Source organism: Sinorhizobium americanum, from assembly GCF_001651855.1.
Taxonomy (GTDB): domain Bacteria; phylum Pseudomonadota; class Alphaproteobacteria; order Rhizobiales; family Rhizobiaceae; genus Sinorhizobium; species Sinorhizobium americanum.
On sequence record NZ_LNQC01000075.1, the window covers coordinates 62,953 to 78,338 of the forward strand.

The following is a 15,386-nucleotide window of genomic DNA, read 5'->3' on the forward strand; positions in this document are numbered from 1 at the left end:
GGAATTGTTTCCGCCTTGTGTCAGAGCCGGGCATGAAAGGCAAAGGCTTGTCGGCGGCAATTTCCGCAGAAAATGCCGTTCTTCTCCGCCAGCCGGAGCGGCGGCGCCTGGTTGTGCCGTTTACGACGCGATGATGGCGCAATCCCGGTTTGACCGCCCTGATGCCCTTCGGTAAAAATGAAGATCATGCGACGGCGTCCGTGCGAGCGGATCGAAAGAGCGTCCGGTGCGGCCGACCCATTCAGGGGGCCAGACCCGGTGCTGTCCTGACCGGTGCGGTTTCTACCCAGGCCGGCGCTTCGTGTGGAACGCCGACCGCTGCGCGGCTCCCAACCCCAGAGGCATGGGACTATCGCGCAATGTACACTGATTTGCAGCGACTCTGCGCCTCCGGGACGTGTGGCGCTGCAGGGGAGCCGCACTGCAGATGTCTTTGGTCACGAGGCCAGTTTCAGCCGCACGACTCGTTCTCGGCCTCGGCTGCGAGCGAAATACAGCGCCCGGGGAAGTGATCGCGCTTGCCGAGCGGGCGCTCGCCGACGCCGGCGCGTCGAAGAGCGATGTTGCATTCGTGGCTTCGCTGGACGCGCGCGCCGAAGAGCCCGCCATCCACGCGGCCGGGCGGCATTTTTCCGTACCCGTGCGCTTCTTCGACGCTGCGACGCTTGAGGCAGAAGCCGCGCGACTTAAAAGTCCGTCCGAAATCGTCTTTGCCCATACTGGCTGCCATGGTGTTGCCGAAGGGGCGGCATTGGCGGCGGCAGGGTGTGATGCAGTCCTGCTCGTTCCGAAGATCCGCTCGGTCCGGGCAACGGCAGCAATCGCGGGACCGCCGCACCATGCCTTCACCCGCGAGACGGAAGCGGGCGCCGTGGGAGACAGCTGATGCATTGCGGGGCCGCGCACATATTGTCATTTCATGCGCAGATTCAATGTTCTGCCATCATTTCCTACGAGAGAGAATCAGCTCAGATGTTTCGCCAGGCCCGGAGTGACAAGCCGTGACGGATGCGTTTTTTGCCGACCTGCCGGAACTCAATCCCGGTTCAGTTTGGCTGGTGGGTGCCGGACCCGGCGATCCGGGCCTTTTGACACTGCATGCCGCCAATGCACTCCGCCAGGCGGATGTGATCGTTCACGATGCGCTGGTCAATGCCGATTGCCTGAAGCTCGCCAAGCCGGCCGCCAAGCTCGAATTTGCCGGTAAACGCGGCGGCAAGCCGTCGCCGAAGCAGCGCGATATCTCGCTCCGCCTGGTCGAACTCGCACGCGCCGGGCTTAGGGTACTGCGCCTCAAGGGCGGCGATCCCTTCGTCTTCGGCCGCGGCGGCGAGGAGGCCCTGACCCTCGTCGAACACGGTATTCCATTTCGTATCGTGCCCGGCATCACTGCGGGGATCGGCGGACTGGCCTATGCCGGCATCCCGGTGACCCACCGGGAAGTCAATCATGCGGTCACCTTCCTCACTGGCCACGATTCCTCCGGCGTGGTGCCGGACCGGATCAACTGGGAAGGCATCGCCAAAGGATCGCCGGTCATCGTCATGTACATGGCGATGAAGCATATCGGTCAGATTTCCGCGAACCTCATCGCTGCGGGGCGAGCGCCTGACGAGCCCGTTGCCTTCGTCTGCAATGCGGCGACACCGGAGCAGGCGGTTCTCGAGACCACGCTGTCCCGCGCCGAGGCCGATGTGACGGCGTCCGGGCTGGAGCCGCCGGCAATCGTCGTCGTCGGTGAAGTCGTTCGGCTGCGTTCGTCGCTCGATTGGCTCGGCGCACTCAATGGCCGCACGCTTGCCGCCGATCCGTTCTCGAGCCAAATCCGACGGAACCCGGCATGAGCGGTCTGATGATCGCCGCCCCGAGCTCCGGCTCGGGCAAGACGACGGTGACGCTCGGTCTCCTGCGGGCGCTGGCGCGGCGCGGCGTCTCCATCGCACCGGGCAAGGCAGGCCCGGACTATATCGATCCGGCATTCCATACGGCGGCAAGCGGCAAGGCCTGCCTCAACTATGATCCCTGGGCGATGCGACCGGAACTGCTGCTTGCCAACGCCGCGGCCGCGACGAAGGACGGCTCCACGCTGATCGTCGAGGCGATGATGGGGCTCTATGACGGCGCTGCGGACGGGACCGGATCGCCGGCGGACCTCGCCGCGACTCTGGGGCTGGCGGTGGTCCTGGTCGTCGATTGCGCCCGGCTCTCGCACTCGGTCGCGGCGCTGGTGCGCGGCTATATGGATCATCGCGATGATGTGCGCGTCGCCGGCGTCATCCTGAACCGCGTCGGCAGCGACCGCCATGAGGCGATGCTGCGAGATGCGCTGGACCGCGCAGGAGTGGCGATTTGCGGGGTGCTGCGCCAGGATGGCGCGTTGAAGCTGCCGGAACGGCATCTGGGTCTTGTCCAGGCCGGTGAGCACGGGTCGCTCGAAGCTTTCATCGAGCACGCCGCGGCATGCGTTGCTTCGGTCTGTGACGTCGAAGCTCTTCTGGCAACAGCGTCTCCCTTGCGGGGGAAGCCGGCGCAGGACGCCCGGATGCTAAGGCCTCTAGGCCAGCGGATTGCCGTAGCCCGCGACGTCGCCTTTGCCTTTAGCTACGAGCATGTGCTCTCCGGCTGGATGAGGCAGGGAGCGGACATCTCGTTCTTTTCGCCACTGGCCGATGAAGCGCCCGATGCCGGCGCCGACGCGATCTATCTGCCGGGCGGCTATCCGGAATTGCACGCCGAACGGCTCGCCGGCGCTTGGCGTTTCCGTACCGCGGTGCATGTGGCGGCCGTTCGCGGCGCGCGCATCTTCGGGGAGTGCGGCGGCTACATGACGTTAGGCGAAGGTCTTGTCGCTGCGGATGGCAGGCGTTACGAGATGCTCGGGCTGTTGCCGCTGGTCACCAGTTTCGCCGAGCGCAAGCGGCATCTCGGCTACCGGCGCGTTGCGCCAGTCGACAATGCATTTTTCGAGGGACCGATGACGGCGCACGAGTTTCACTATTCGACCATCGTTTCCGAAGGGGCGGCCGAGCCGCTCTTCGCCGTTTCGGATGCGGCAGGTGTAGACCTCGGCAATGCCGGCCTCCGCCGCGGGAGTGTTGCCGGCTCCTTCATGCATCTCATCGATCTTTCGGAATGATGATGACCGCGCCGATCGTCCATGGCGGCGGGATCACCGAGGCCGCGGCCCGTTTCGGCGGCGCCCCGGGAGATTGGCTCGACCTTTCGACCGGCATCAACCCGTGCCCGGTGGCGCTGCCGGAGATCGAGGCGCGGGTATGGCATCGGCTGCCGGATCGGCATCTGGAAGAGGCAGCCCGCGCAGCCGCATCCAGCTACTATCGGACCGGCGATCTCATACCGCTGCCGGTCCCAGGAACCCAGGCTGTCATTCAGTTGCTGCCGCGGCTTGCCGATTCGAAAAGGCGCGCCGCGATATTCGGGCCGACTTACGGAGAATATGCGCGCGTCTTGACGGCGGCCGGCCTTGTAGTCGACCCTGTCGCGCGCGCCGAAGATCTCTCCGCGGCACAAGGGCTCGTGGTCCTGGTAAATCCCAATAATCCGACCGGCCGGCTTTTCCCGCCTGACGACGTGCTTGCCATGGCAAGGGCGATCGCGGCGAGTGGCGGACTGCTCGTCGTCGACGAGGCCTTCGGGGATCTCGATCCGGAGACAAGCGTCGCGCCATATGTCGCTGCCCAGCACAACCTCGTCGTCTTCCGTTCTTTCGGCAAGTTCTTTGGCCTTGCGGGCCTGAGGCTCGGCTTCGTCATAGCAAACGCTATGGTCACGGACTCCTTCCGCGAATGGCTCGGCCCCTGGGCGGTATCAGGCCCGGCACTCGCGATGGCGGCGAGGTTGATGGAAGGGGACACGAACACGGTCAGGGAAGGCATCCTCGAACGCAACGCGGCCCTCCATGCGGTGCTTCGTGGCGCCGGCATGGACGTCATCGGTGGTACCGGTCTCTTCGCGCTCGTCGACCACGAACGAGCACACGATCTTCATACGGCGCTCTGCCGGGAGCACATTCTGACGCGCAAGTTCGATTACGACCGGCGCTGGCTGCGGATCGGCCTGGCCGCGGATGCGGACGGCGACCGCCGTCTTGCCGAAGCCTTGCACCGAGCAGGAGTTTAGATGTCGGCTGAAATTTTCCTCGTCCTCGTCGTCGCGCTGATCGTCGACCGCCTCGTCGGCGATCCCGATTGGCTTTGGGAGCGGGTGACGCATCCGGTGGTGCTCTTCGGCAAGGCTATCGGTGTTTTCGACGCGGCGCTCAATCGCGGCGGGGACGGCGGCTGGCGGAAGATGCGGGGTGTTGCGGCCATCGTCATCCTTGTCGCAGCAAGCATGCTGCTCGGTGTGGTACTCAATCGGCTGTTCGATGTTCTCGGCACGCTCGGTTTCGTCCTCGAGGCGATGACCGTTGCGGTCTTCCTGGCCCAGAAGAGCCTTGCCGATCACGTCCGCCGCGTCGCCGACGGATTGCGCCGCGACGGTCTGGAAGGAGGCCGGGAGGCCGTGTCGATGATCGTCGGCCGGGATCCGAAACCGCTTGATGAGCCCGGCGTCTGCCGTGCGGCGACCGAGAGCCTTGCGGAAAACTTTTCCGACGGCGTCGTAGCGCCCGCCCTTTGGTATGCGGTTGCGGGACTCCCCGGCCTTTTTGCCTACAAGATGTTGAACACGGCCGATTCGATGATCGGCCATAAGAGCCCGAAATACCTTCATTTCGGCTGGGCCTCGGCACGGCTCGACGATCTCGTCAACCTTCCGGCCGCACGGCTTTCGGCTCTTCTCATCGCCGCAGGGGCTCGCTTCAAGCGCGGCGCCGAAGCGGCGAAGGCTGCAATCGAGGTGGCAAAGAGCGATCACGCTTTTCACCGCTCGCCCAACTCCGGCTGGCCCGAGGCGGCGATGGCCGGCGCGCTCGATATCCAGCTTGCCGGGCCGCGGGTCTATGGCGGCGCGCGCGTCGACGAGCCGATGATCAACGGCTCCGGCCGTGCAGTTGCAACGGCCGTCGACATCGACGACGCGGTAATCGTCTTTTATGGTGCCTGCAGCGCACTCACCTTGATCGCCGCCGCACTGGTTTTGCCGTTCCTGCTTTTCTAAAACTCCAGGAGCAGGCGACGATGATGCCCTCTGATTTCTGGTTTGGTCGCTCCGGCCGCGATCCTCTCATCGTCGCGCATCGTGGCGGTGCGGCGCTTGCTGGCGAAAACACCGCGGATGCGCTGCATGCCGCCGCCCGCGCTGGCGCAGACGCCATCGAGATGGACATTCGACTGACGAAGGACGGCGCTCTCATTTGCATGCACGATGACGATCTTCGACGGCTCTGCGGTGATGGACGCGCCGTTTCGGATGTCGATCTGGCAACGCTTAAGCGCCTGCTGCCGGCCACGATGACGCTTCGAGAGGCGCTAACCGCCTCGGGCTCGCTAGGGGTGCTTCTGGATGTCAAGCTTTCCGACCCGCAGCACGTCCAGCGCGTCGTCGACGAGGTCACCGAGGCGAGTGCGACCGAGCGAACGATGCTTGGCCTGCGCAGCCTCGACCTCATCGCTACAGTCCGCTCCGCCAAAGCGGACATCGCCATTCTCGCTTTCTTGGAGGAGCCGGACTCCGCCACTCGGGCTCGGAATGCCGGTGCAGACTGGTTCAGGCTATGGCAGGGCGCAGCGAGCCCCGAACGTGCGGCGATCGTTCGCCACGCCGGTCTGCTCCTCGCGGTGATGGTGGGGCAGCCGCGCTCAATCCCGTTGCCGGAATACCCGCCGTTTCCGGTCGGCCTGGTCGACGGAGAAGGACTTGAGCGCCTGCGCGCGATTGGGCCTGACGCGATCCTCTTGGACGATCCGCGCCTGGCGGCAGGTCGTTTCGGATAAGGCCGTAGGGAGCGGATCAGCTGTCAACGGGCACGACGCCTCAGCCGACCGGCACTCGGTCGCCGTTTAGCAACACCGTTTTTCAAATCTGGGTCGCAAAACTCCGCGAGGCATTGGCTTTTGCGGTGCATTTTTCTATAGGGATCGCCAAGACTCGATTTTCAAGAGGTAAGCGCGTGACAGCTACATTCGACAAGGTTGCCGACATCATTGCGGAAACGAGCGAGATCGACCGCGAGACGATCAAGCCGGAAAGCCACACGATCGATGATCTCGGCATCGACAGCCTGGACTTCCTCGACATCGTCTTTGCGATCGACAAGGAATTCGGCATCAAGATTCCACTCGAGCAGTGGACCCAAGAAGTCAACGAAGGCAAGGTGTCGACCGAGGAGTATTTCGTGCTGAAAAACCTCTGCGCCAAGATCGACGAGCTGCGGGCCGCCAAGGCCTGATCGCCTCGCCGCCGACACGGGTTCGATCCGTTTACCGATGCCGCCTGCTGCGTCCTTCGCTTGACAGGCGGCATCGGCATTTTTACTTGAGCCCGAAACGAACGGGATGAGCCCTGATGCTCCTTGAATATTTCCAGATGATCGATCGGATCGAAACCGTCGATCTCACTGCCGGGCGGCTGACGGCGCGATCTGTCGTGCCGGAGAAGAGCCCGGTCTTCGAGGGGCATTTTCCCGGCTATCCGCTGGTTCCCGGCGTGCTCCTGATCGAAACCATGGCGCAGGCCTCCGGCTTTCTCGTGCTTGCCGTCACCAAATTTGTGGCGATGCCCTTCCTGATGTCGGTCGACGGCGCCAAGATGCGCACATTCGTCGAGCCGGCCGCCGAGCTTGAGATCGAAGCATTCCTGGAGCACGAGGGGTCGGGTTTCGCGGTGACCAAGGCCAGGATCGCATCGGGCGGCAAGAAGATCTGCGATGCCCAGCTGAAGTTGAGGACGATGCCGTTCGACCAGGTGCCGCTTGGCGAGATCGTTCGCAAGCGCGCAGAGGATGTGGGACTGATGGCCGCTGCGGCCGCTTCGGAGAACTAAGATGAACAAGTCCGCAAACGACGCGGTGATCACCGGCGTCGGCATTGTGACGAGCCAGGGCGTCGGCGCCGAGCCGCATGTTGCCCTGCTCAGTGCCGTCGAACCACCGAAGGCCCGGGTCGAGACGGAGCGTTTCGCGCCCTATCCGGTCCATCCCCTGCCGGAGATCGACTGGTCGGCACAGATCGCCAAACGCGGCGATCAGCGGCAGATGGAGAACTGGCAGCGCCTCGGCGTCTTCGCAGCCGGGCTGGCGCTGGACGACGCAGGGCTCAAGGACAATCTCGAAGCCTGCGGCAGCATGGACATGATCGTCGCTGCTGGGGGCGGCGAACGCGACATCAATGTCGACTCCTTGATCGTCGACGAGGGCCTGAAGCGCAACGATCGCGAACAGCTCCTCAACGAGAAGCTGACGACGGAGCTCCGCCCGACGCTCTTTCTGGCCCAACTCTCCAACCTGCTGGCCGGCAACATCTCGATCGTCCACAAGGTGACGGGCTCGTCGCGCACCTTCATGGGTGAGGAAGCGGCGGGCATTTCGGCAATCGAAACCGCCTTTGCCCGCATCAAGGCCGGGCAGTCGACGCATACGCTGGTCGGGGGGGCCTTCTCGGCCGAACGCCTCGACATCATCCTGTTGATCGAAGCCATCCAGGGGCATGCGCTTGGCGAGTGGCACCCGATCTGGTCGCGCAATCCCGAGAAAGGCGGCGGCATGATCCTGGGCTCCGTCGGCGCTTTCCTCGTTCTGGAATCGCGCGAGTATGCCGAAGCCCGCGGCGCCCGCATCTATGCCACGATCGATGCAATCGAAGGCGATCGAGGCAGCCGAAAGGACGGCCGGCTCGAAGCTCGGCTCCGGGATCTTGCACGACCTGCCGCAGAACTTGAGCCGCAGTCGACCGTGGTGTTTTCCGGCACCAGCGGCTTCCATGACCTGGCGCGCCGTGAGAAGGTATTCCTCGACAGGGAGTTCGCCGGACGGCCGGTCCGCGCCTATGGCGGTCTCGTCGGCCACGGCATCGAGGCGCAGTTCCCGGTCGGCATGGCTTTTGCCGCGCTTTCGCTCGGGCATGCGGCCAAGGTGCCGCCCTTCGATCCTGCCGAAGCGCCGATGACGGCGCCGGCCAAGGCGGCGATCGTCACCACCATCGGCCATTCCCGCGGCGAAGGCGTCGCCGTGCTTTCCGCGGAAGAAGGAGCTCAGGCATGAGCAAGGCTTACACGGACCACCTCGGCCGCCCGATCGTCGCCGTCACCGGCATGGGTGTCATCACCTCGCTCGGCCAGGGGCTGGAGGACAACTGGGCGGCGCTCAGCGGCGGCGTTTCCGGCATTCACAAGATCACCCGCTTCCCGACCGAAGGCCTTTCGACCCGCATCAGCGGCACGGTCGACTTCATTGAAATTTCGGCTGAAAATGCCGTCGAACGCTCCTATGCGATGGCGCGCGAGACGACCCTGGAAGCTCTCGCCCAGGCGGGCCTCTCCGGCGATTTCAACGGCCCGCTCTTCCTCGCCGCGCCGCCGATCGAACCGGAGTGGAGCGCGCGCTTCGAGCTCGCCGACCGGGCGCCGGCCTCGGAGCGGCCGGGCGACGCCTATAACCGCTTCCTCGCCGCCATGCGCCAGAAGGCCGACCCGGCCTTCCATGAGGCGGTGCTGTTCGGGTCGATTTCCGAGCGGCTCGCCGATCGTTTCGGGACGCGCGGCTTGCCGGTGACGCTGTCGACCGCCTGCGCGTCGGGCGCCACGGCCATCCAACTCGGCGTCGAGGCAATCCGCCAGGGCCGCACCGACCGGGCACTGACGGTCGCGACCGACGGTTCGGTCAGTGCCGAGGCGCTGATCCGCTTCTCGCTGCTTTCGGCACTCTCGACCCAGAACGATCCGCCGGAAAAGGCGTCAAAACCCTTCACCAAGGATCGCGACGGCTTCGTGATTGCCGAAGGTGCGGCCACGCTTGTGCTGGAATCGCTCGAAGCGGCGATCGCACGCGGCGCCCGCGTCTACGGCATCCTCAAGGGCTGCGGCGAAAAGGCCGATCTCTTCCACCGCACGCGCTCCTCGCCCGATGGCGGGCCGGCAATCGCGACGATCCGCGCGGCGCTTGCGGACGCCGGCATTGATGAAACCGGCATCGGCTACATCAATGCGCACGGCACCTCGACGCCGGAGAACGACAAGATGGAATATCTGTCGATGTCGGCCGTCTTCGGCGAGCGGCTGCCGTCGATCCCGGTTTCGTCCAACAAGTCGATGATCGGCCACACGCTGACCGCCGCCGGTGCGGTCGAGGCGGTTTTCTCGATCCAGACGATGCTCACCGGCACTCTGCCGCCGACCATCAACTACCAGAACCCGGATCCGGCGATCGTTCTCGACGTCGTGCCGAACGCGAAGCGCAGCCAGCAGGTCACCGCCGTCCTGTCGAATTCCTTCGGTTTCGGCGGTCAGAACGCCAGCCTTGTCATGACCGCCGAGCCGGCCTAGCCGCTCGACCATCGAATACCTGCCTTCCGCAAAGGAAAGATCATGCGCGCCCTGCAACTGCTCGATGACCGCAAGCTTGAAATCACCGACCTGCCGGAACCGGAGGCGCCCGGTCCGGGCGAGGTGACGCTGCGGGTCAAGGCCGTCGCGCTCAACCATATCGACGTCTGGGGCTGGCGCGGCATGGCCTTTGCCAAGCGCAAGATGCCGCTGGTCATCGGTGCGGAAGCGTCCGGCATCGTCGAGAACATTGGTCCGGGCGTGGCAAATGTGCTGCCGGGCCAGCTCGTCTCGATCTACGGTGCGCGCACCTGCGGCCTCTGCCGCCCCTGCAAGGAAGGGCGCGACAACCTCTGCGAACATGTCGGCGGCGTGCACGGCTTCCACCTCGACGGCTTCGCCCAGGAAAAGATCAATCTGCCGGCTCGGCTGCTGGTCCCGGCGCCGCGGGGTGTCGACGCGGTCGGGGCGGCGCTCGCACCGGTCACCTTCGGTACAGTCGAGCACATGCTGTTCGACAATGCCAAACTCGAGCCGGGCGAAACGATTCTCGTCCATGCCGGTGGCTCCGGCATTGGCTCGGCCGCGATCCAGCTTGCCAAGAAGATCGGCTGCACGGTCATCACCACGGTCGGCTCCGACGACAAGATCGAGAAGGCAAAGGCGCTCGGCGCCGATCACGTCATCAACTACCGCACCGACCGCTTCGAGGGCGTGGTGCGCAAGCTCACCAGGAAGAAGGGCGTCGACGTCGTCTTCGAACATGTCGGCAAGGACACCTGGGCGGGCTCGATGCTATCGATGAAGCGCGGCGGCCGGCTCGTCACCTGCGGCTCGACCTCCGGCGTCTCGACCGACATGAACCTGATGATGCTCTTCCAGCAGCAGTTGAAGCTGCTCGGCTCCTTCGGCTGCCGCATGGAGAACATGGCGAACGCCATGCAGAAAATGGCGCGCGGCCTCGTTCATCCGGTGATCGATACGGAGGTCGGCCTCGCCGACATCGATCGTGCGCTCGAGCGGATGGAGTCGCGGCAGATCTTCGGCAAGATCATTCTGCGGATGGATTGATTCCGGTGCGAATGCTGATCACACGGCTGGTGCTCGCTGCCGATCGCTTCCGGCAATGGCTGATCGCGCAGTTCGTGTTCCTGCTCCTCAACGTTTTGAAGCTGTTTCCGGCGGATGCGGCGATCAATTTCATGGATCGGGTGGCGCGCTGGATCGGTCCGAAGACCGGGCGCCATAAGCTGACGCTTACCAATCTGCGCAATGCGTATCCTGAGAAGAGCGACGCCTGGATAGAGGAGATCGCGCTCGAAAGCTGGGGCAATATGGGCCGGCTCGCGGCCGAATATGTCTTCCTCGACCGGCTCTTCGACTTCGATCCGCACAGCGCCCAGCCGGGCAGGGTGGAGGTCTCGGGCATTCCGCTCTTCCTGGAGTTGCGCGACAATCCGCGGCCCTTCATCGTCTTCACGGCGCATAGCGGCAATTTCGAGATGCTGCCGGTGGCGGGCTCCGCCTTCGGTCTGGACGTGACGGTTCTCTTCCGCCCGCCAAACAATCCTTACATGGCCGACAAGGTCTTCGAATTCCGCAAGGAGCGGATGGGTAACCTCGTGCCGTCCCATGCGGGCTCGTCCTTCGCGCTTGCCCGCCAGCTCGAACGCGGCGGCGGCGTCGGTGTGCTGGTCGACCAGAAGTTCCGCAAGGGACTGAAGACGAAGTTCTTCGGACAGGACGTCCAGACCAATCCGCTGCTCGCAAAGCTGGTGCGCCAGTTCAATTGCGAGGTCTATCCGGCTCGTTGCATCCGTCTCCCCGGCGGCCGGTTTCGTCTGGAACTCGAGCCGGCCGTCGAAATTCCGCGCAGGGCCGATGGCAGCGTCGACGTCACCGCGACAGCGCAGATGCTGAACGACAAGGTCGAGAGCTGGGTTCGCGAATATCCGGGCCAATGGCTCTGGTATCACGATCGCTGGCGTATCAAGCGCAGCCTCTGAACCACTCTCATCGAATTGCCAGGGGCGCGATCCCGGTTTTGGTGCCAGGAGGCTGCGCGCCCGGCGAAGCGCACAATGGAAGGGCGCTTCGGATGCACGCCGCCCCCCGTTTCACGCTTGCTCGGAGCGTTTCCAGACACCACCTGTGAATACCATCGCAAATATTCGGCGTCGAAAACGTTTGCGGCCGATTGCTCCGCCCTTCTGCTGTTGAACGACTACGCGATGGGTGTACACTCTCCTTGTGCTGGGGGCGCCAAGGTGCGACGCGATTACGCGCCGCATCCGGGTTCGGTCAAGATTTAGAAATTTCAGCTGTACTGGCTCGCCATTGAACACATTGGCGCGGGTTTTGCCGCGGAATGGGGTTTTCGAATTGAACGAACTGATTGAACTGTTTTGGTTCAAGTATTCGCAATTGCAGTATGCGGTAAGGATCGCAGACGAACATCTGGTCGGAATCATCGATCGTGAACTCGACCCGATCCTGCGGGCCGTCTATGACGCGAAGGCCGGGAGTATTGAAGATGCCCGCCTTCAGTTTCAATTTCTCCTGGACCTGTTGCGTGCCGAGGCGGAGGACGCCACCTGCGTGCTGCGCCATTCGCGATTGCTCAAGGCGCTGATCGACCGTTATCTTGCGGCGACGGGAACCGCCGATTTCGCCGGCCTCAATCTTGATCGGGCTTCGAAACTGCCGAGCAAGGGGCGCGCCGACGAGGACTTGTTGAACGAGGCGATCCTCGACTGTCTTCCCGACCGTGTCGCGGTCATCACGCCGGATTACCGGTACCTCTACACCAATGCCGCGCATGCAAGCCATCTCGAACGACGGCCGATGGACCTGATCGGTCGGCATGTCGTCGAGTTCATCGGGCTCAGGCGTTTCGAGGAGCGCGCCAGGCTCCACCTGGACCGCTGCTTCGCCGGGGAGGTGATCGATTACACCTTCGCCAAAACCGTCGACAGCCGTACCGTCGTCGTCCGCTGCCGGATGACACCCTGCCGATCCTGTGCCGGCAAGCTCATTGGTGCCATCCTGGTCATTCAGGAACACGCCGACCGGCGCAGGGCCGTGGCCGCCTAAGCGGTGTCTTTCGTTCAGGCCGGCAGGGTTCCGGGACGCGTCTAGAATTAGACGCGCGCCGCTATAGACTGCCGCAAAGCAGCGCCGCTTCGTCTGGCTTTCAGGCTGGTCGTGCGAAGGCCTCATCCGCTTGAGCCTCGCCATAATCCGCTCAGTTCCCCTCCAGCATCTCCTCATGCCGCGGCCCCCCATGACGGGACAGTGCGGCAGTGCGCAGTTTCCGACCTTGATCTGAATCAAGGCGGGCAACGGGTGATTCCGCCAATTCTCCAGTCGCGTTGGCCGGACGCGCCACGGTGCGCGCCGGCCGGCAGGTAGAAGAGTTGGGGGCCCAACAATGAAATACACAGTCGAGACGATCCTGCTCGGTGTCGGCGCCTTCCTGGCGCTGGTGGCGGCCGGTTTCGCTGAGGACCGCTTTTTCGCGGCGCATATGTGGGTGCTGTTTTTTGTGCTCATCGGCGGCACGATCGTGCTGATGCGGCAGGTCGATTTTCGTCCCGCCGTGGCAGGGCAAGCGCCGCAGCGTCAGGAATATTTCGACGAGGTGGTGAAGTACGGCGTGATCGCCACGGTCTTCTGGGGCGTCGTCGGATTCCTCGTCGGAGTCGCCGTGGCGCTGCAGCTCGCCTTTCCCGATCTCAATGTCGAGCCGTGGTTCAACTTCGGGCGCGTGCGGCCGCTGCATACCTCGGCGGTGATCTTCGCCTTCGGCGGCAATGCCCTGATCGCGACGTCCTTCTATGTCGTGCAGCGCACCAGCCGCGCCCGGCTTTTCGGCGGCAATCTCGGCTGGTTCGTCTTCTGGGGCTACCAGCTCTTCATCGTACTCGCCGCCACCGGCTACCTGCTCGGCATTACCCAGAGCCGCGAATATGCGGAACCGGAATGGTATGTCGACCTGTGGCTGACGATCGTCTGGGTCGCTTACCTCATCGTCTTCCTCGGCACGATCCTGGTGCGCAAGGAACCGCACATCTACGTGGCGAACTGGTTCTATCTCGCCTTCATCGTCACGATCGCCATGCTGCACGTCGTCAACAACCTGGCGGTACCGGTCTCCTTCCTCGGATCCAAGAGCTACTCGGCCTTTGCCGGCGTGCAGGATGCGCTGACGCAATGGTGGTACGGCCACAACGCCGTCGGCTTCTTCCTGNAATCATCCACTTCTGGTCGCTGATCTTCATGTATATCTGGGCCGGTCCCCATCACCTCCATTACACGGCGCTGCCCGATTGGGCGCAGACGCTCGGCATGGTGTTTTCCGTTATGCTCTGGATGCCCTCCTGGGGCGGCATGATCAACGGCCTGATGACGCTCTCGGGAGCCTGGGACAAGGTCCGCACCGATCCCATCGTCCGCATGATGGTCATGGCGGTTGCCTTCTACGGCATGGCAACCTTCGAGGGGCCGATGATGTCGATCAAGGCGGTCAATTCGCTCAGCCACTACACCGACTGGACCATCGGCCACGTGCATTCGGGCGCGCTCGGCTGGAACGGCCTCATCACCTTCGGCGCTATTTACTACCTCGCGCCTAAGCTATGGAACCGACAGCGGCTCTACAGCCTGCGCATGGTCAACTGGCACTTCTGGCTCGCCACCCTCGGCATCGTCGTCTACGCCGCGACGATGTGGGTTGCCGGCATCCAGCAGGGTCTGATGTGGCGCGAATACGACGACCAGGGCTTCCTCGTCTATTCCTTCGCGGAATCGGTCGCAGCGATGCTTCCCTATTATGTCATGCGTGCCGCTGGCGGCGCCCTGTTCCTCGCCGGCGCCCTCTTAATGGCCTTCAACGTAACAATGACGATCCTCGGCCGCGTTCGCGACGAGGCCTCGATCGTCGATGCCGCGGCGCTGCCCGTGGCTGCGGAATAGGAGGGCAGGGCCCATGTCCATTCTCGACAAACACTCGCTACTCGAACGCAACGCCACGCTGCTGCTCGTCGGTTCCCTGCTCGTCGTCTCGATCGGCGGCATCGTCGAAATCGCGCCGCTCTTCTATCTCGAGAACACCATCGAGAAGGTCGAAGGCATGCGGCCCTATTCGCCGCTGGAGCTTGCCGGCCGCGACATCTATGTCCGCGAGGGCTGTTATGTCTGCCACAGCCAGATGATCCGGCCGTTTCGCGATGAGGTCGAGCGCTACGGGCATTATTCGCTGGCAGCGGAGTCGATGTACGACCATCCCTTCCAGTGGGGTTCGAAGCGCACCGGTCCAGATCTCGCCCGCGTCGGCGAGCGCTATTCGAACGAGTGGCACGTCCAGCACATGATCGAACCGCGCTCGGTCGTGCCGGAGTCGGTCATGCCGAGCTATGCCTTCCTCAAGGAGACGCCGCTCGAGGTGAAGAACGTTGCCATGAGCCTCGAGGCGAACCGGGCGGTCGGTGTCCCCTATTCGGACGATATGATCGATGCGGCGCTGGCGGACGTCAAAGCGCAGGCCGATCCGAATGCCGACACCTCCGGTATCGAGGCGCGTTATCCCAAGGCGAAGCTGGGGGACTTCGATGGCGATCCGCAAAAGCTGACTGAGATGGACGCACTTGTCGCCTATCTGCAGATGCTCGGCACGCTCGTCGATTTCTCCACCTATGACGACACCACAGGCTATCGCTGAGAAGGGGAGCTGACATGGAAACCTATACCACCATGCGCCATTTCGCCGACAGCTGGGCCCTGCTCGGCATGGTGCTCTTCTTCCTCGGCGTCGTCGCATTCATCTTCCGGCCTGGCGCCAAGAAGGCCGCCAACCAGGCCGCTTCCATACCCTTCGATCACGATGTGATCGGCTCTGAGCCAGAGCGGCATGCGGGCGGAAAACCGTTGCACACTTTTCCTCATGC

The 15,386-nt window shown here is 63.8% G+C and carries 16 protein-coding genes and 2 pseudogenes; 17 read left to right on the top strand and 1 reads right to left on the bottom strand.

All coding sequences use genetic code 11. The annotated features are described in order from the left end of the window. Positions 1-20: 20 nt before the first annotated feature. Entirely contained in the window at positions 21-188 is a 168-nt protein-coding gene (locus tag ATC00_RS32685) for a hypothetical protein (RefSeq protein ID WP_156877936.1), read from the bottom strand. A gap of 239 nt (positions 189-427) precedes the next feature. On the opposite strand from ATC00_RS32685, the gene ATC00_RS23395 reads away from it, so the two are divergent. The 17 genes and pseudogenes from ATC00_RS23395 to ATC00_RS33765 all read left to right on the top strand — a co-directional run. After that, positions 428-886, top strand: a complete 459-nt coding sequence (locus ATC00_RS23395; protein ID WP_064254598.1) for a cobalamin biosynthesis protein — start codon at positions 428-430, stop codon at positions 884-886. Between the two features lie 115 nt (positions 887-1,001). Then, on the top strand, positions 1,002-1,844 hold the full coding sequence (cobA, locus tag ATC00_RS23400; RefSeq protein ID WP_064254599.1) for a uroporphyrinogen-III C-methyltransferase: 843 nt from the start codon (positions 1,002-1,004) through the stop codon (positions 1,842-1,844). Beyond that, positions 1,841-3,136 (top strand): cobyrinate a,c-diamide synthase, encoded by a 1,296-nt coding sequence (locus ATC00_RS23405; protein ID WP_064254600.1) that lies wholly within the window; start codon positions 1,841-1,843, stop codon positions 3,134-3,136. Before cobA ends, ATC00_RS23405 begins: the two co-directional genes overlap by 4 nt. Positions 3,137-3,138: 2 nt before the next feature. After that, positions 3,139-4,140 carry a threonine-phosphate decarboxylase CobD gene (gene cobD, locus ATC00_RS23410; RefSeq protein ID WP_037386314.1) on the top strand — a complete coding sequence of 334 codons (1,002 nt, stop codon included), beginning with the start codon at positions 3,139-3,141 and terminating at the stop codon, positions 4,138-4,140. Further along, positions 4,141-5,121, top strand: a complete 981-nt coding sequence (cbiB, locus tag ATC00_RS23415; protein WP_064254601.1) for an adenosylcobinamide-phosphate synthase CbiB — start codon at positions 4,141-4,143, stop codon at positions 5,119-5,121. Between the two features lie 20 nt (positions 5,122-5,141). After that, positions 5,142-5,897 carry a glycerophosphodiester phosphodiesterase gene (locus ATC00_RS23420; RefSeq protein ID WP_412458421.1) on the top strand — a complete coding sequence of 252 codons (756 nt, stop codon included), beginning with the start codon at positions 5,142-5,144 and terminating at the stop codon, positions 5,895-5,897. 176 nt (positions 5,898-6,073) lie between these two features. Then, positions 6,074-6,352: an acyl carrier protein gene (locus ATC00_RS23425; protein ID WP_012708338.1), complete on the top strand. Its 279-nt coding sequence runs from the start codon at positions 6,074-6,076 to the stop codon at positions 6,350-6,352. Between the two features lie 116 nt (positions 6,353-6,468). Then, positions 6,469-6,945, top strand: a complete 477-nt coding sequence (locus ATC00_RS23430) for a 3-hydroxyacyl-ACP dehydratase FabZ family protein (protein ID WP_064254602.1) — start codon at positions 6,469-6,471, stop codon at positions 6,943-6,945. Between the two features lies 1 nt (position 6,946). Further along, positions 6,947-8,161 carry a beta-ketoacyl-ACP synthase gene (locus ATC00_RS23435; protein ID WP_064254603.1) on the top strand — a complete coding sequence of 405 codons (1,215 nt, stop codon included), beginning with the start codon at positions 6,947-6,949 and terminating at the stop codon, positions 8,159-8,161. Then, on the top strand, positions 8,158-9,441 hold the full coding sequence (locus ATC00_RS23440; RefSeq protein ID WP_064254604.1) for a beta-ketoacyl-ACP synthase: 1,284 nt from the start codon (positions 8,158-8,160) through the stop codon (positions 9,439-9,441). Before ATC00_RS23435 ends, ATC00_RS23440 begins: the two co-directional genes overlap by 4 nt. A gap of 42 nt (positions 9,442-9,483) precedes the next feature. Continuing rightward, complete coding sequence (locus ATC00_RS23445; protein ID WP_064254605.1) at positions 9,484-10,512, top strand: zinc-binding dehydrogenase; 1,029 nt, start codon at positions 9,484-9,486, stop codon at positions 10,510-10,512. 11 nt (positions 10,513-10,523) lie between these two features. After that, a complete protein-coding gene (locus ATC00_RS23450) occupies positions 10,524-11,447 on the top strand; it encodes a lipid A biosynthesis lauroyl acyltransferase (RefSeq protein WP_064254606.1) in 924 nt (307 codons plus the stop codon). A 376-nt stretch (positions 11,448-11,823) separates the two neighbouring features. After that, a complete protein-coding gene (locus tag ATC00_RS23455) occupies positions 11,824-12,534 on the top strand; it encodes a PAS domain-containing protein (RefSeq protein ID WP_064254672.1) in 711 nt (236 codons plus the stop codon). Between the two features lie 337 nt (positions 12,535-12,871). Beyond that, positions 12,872-13,690, top strand: an 819-nt coding sequence (locus ATC00_RS33755; RefSeq protein WP_234782409.1) for a cbb3-type cytochrome c oxidase subunit I, incomplete at its 3' end; no start/stop codon positions are given. A gap of 1 nt (position 13,691) precedes the next feature. Continuing rightward, a pseudogene (locus tag ATC00_RS33760) lies at positions 13,692-14,415 on the top strand (cbb3-type cytochrome c oxidase subunit I); the annotation flags it as partial. A 13-nt stretch (positions 14,416-14,428) separates the two neighbouring features. Further along, positions 14,429-15,160, top strand: coding sequence for a cytochrome-c oxidase, cbb3-type subunit II (gene ccoO / locus ATC00_RS23465; RefSeq protein ID WP_064254607.1), 732 nt, complete (start codon positions 14,429-14,431; stop codon positions 15,158-15,160). A 14-nt stretch (positions 15,161-15,174) separates the two neighbouring features. Continuing rightward, a pseudogene (locus ATC00_RS33765) lies at positions 15,175-15,324 on the top strand (cbb3-type cytochrome c oxidase subunit 3); the annotation flags it as partial. Between the last annotated feature and the right edge of the window lie 62 nt (positions 15,325-15,386).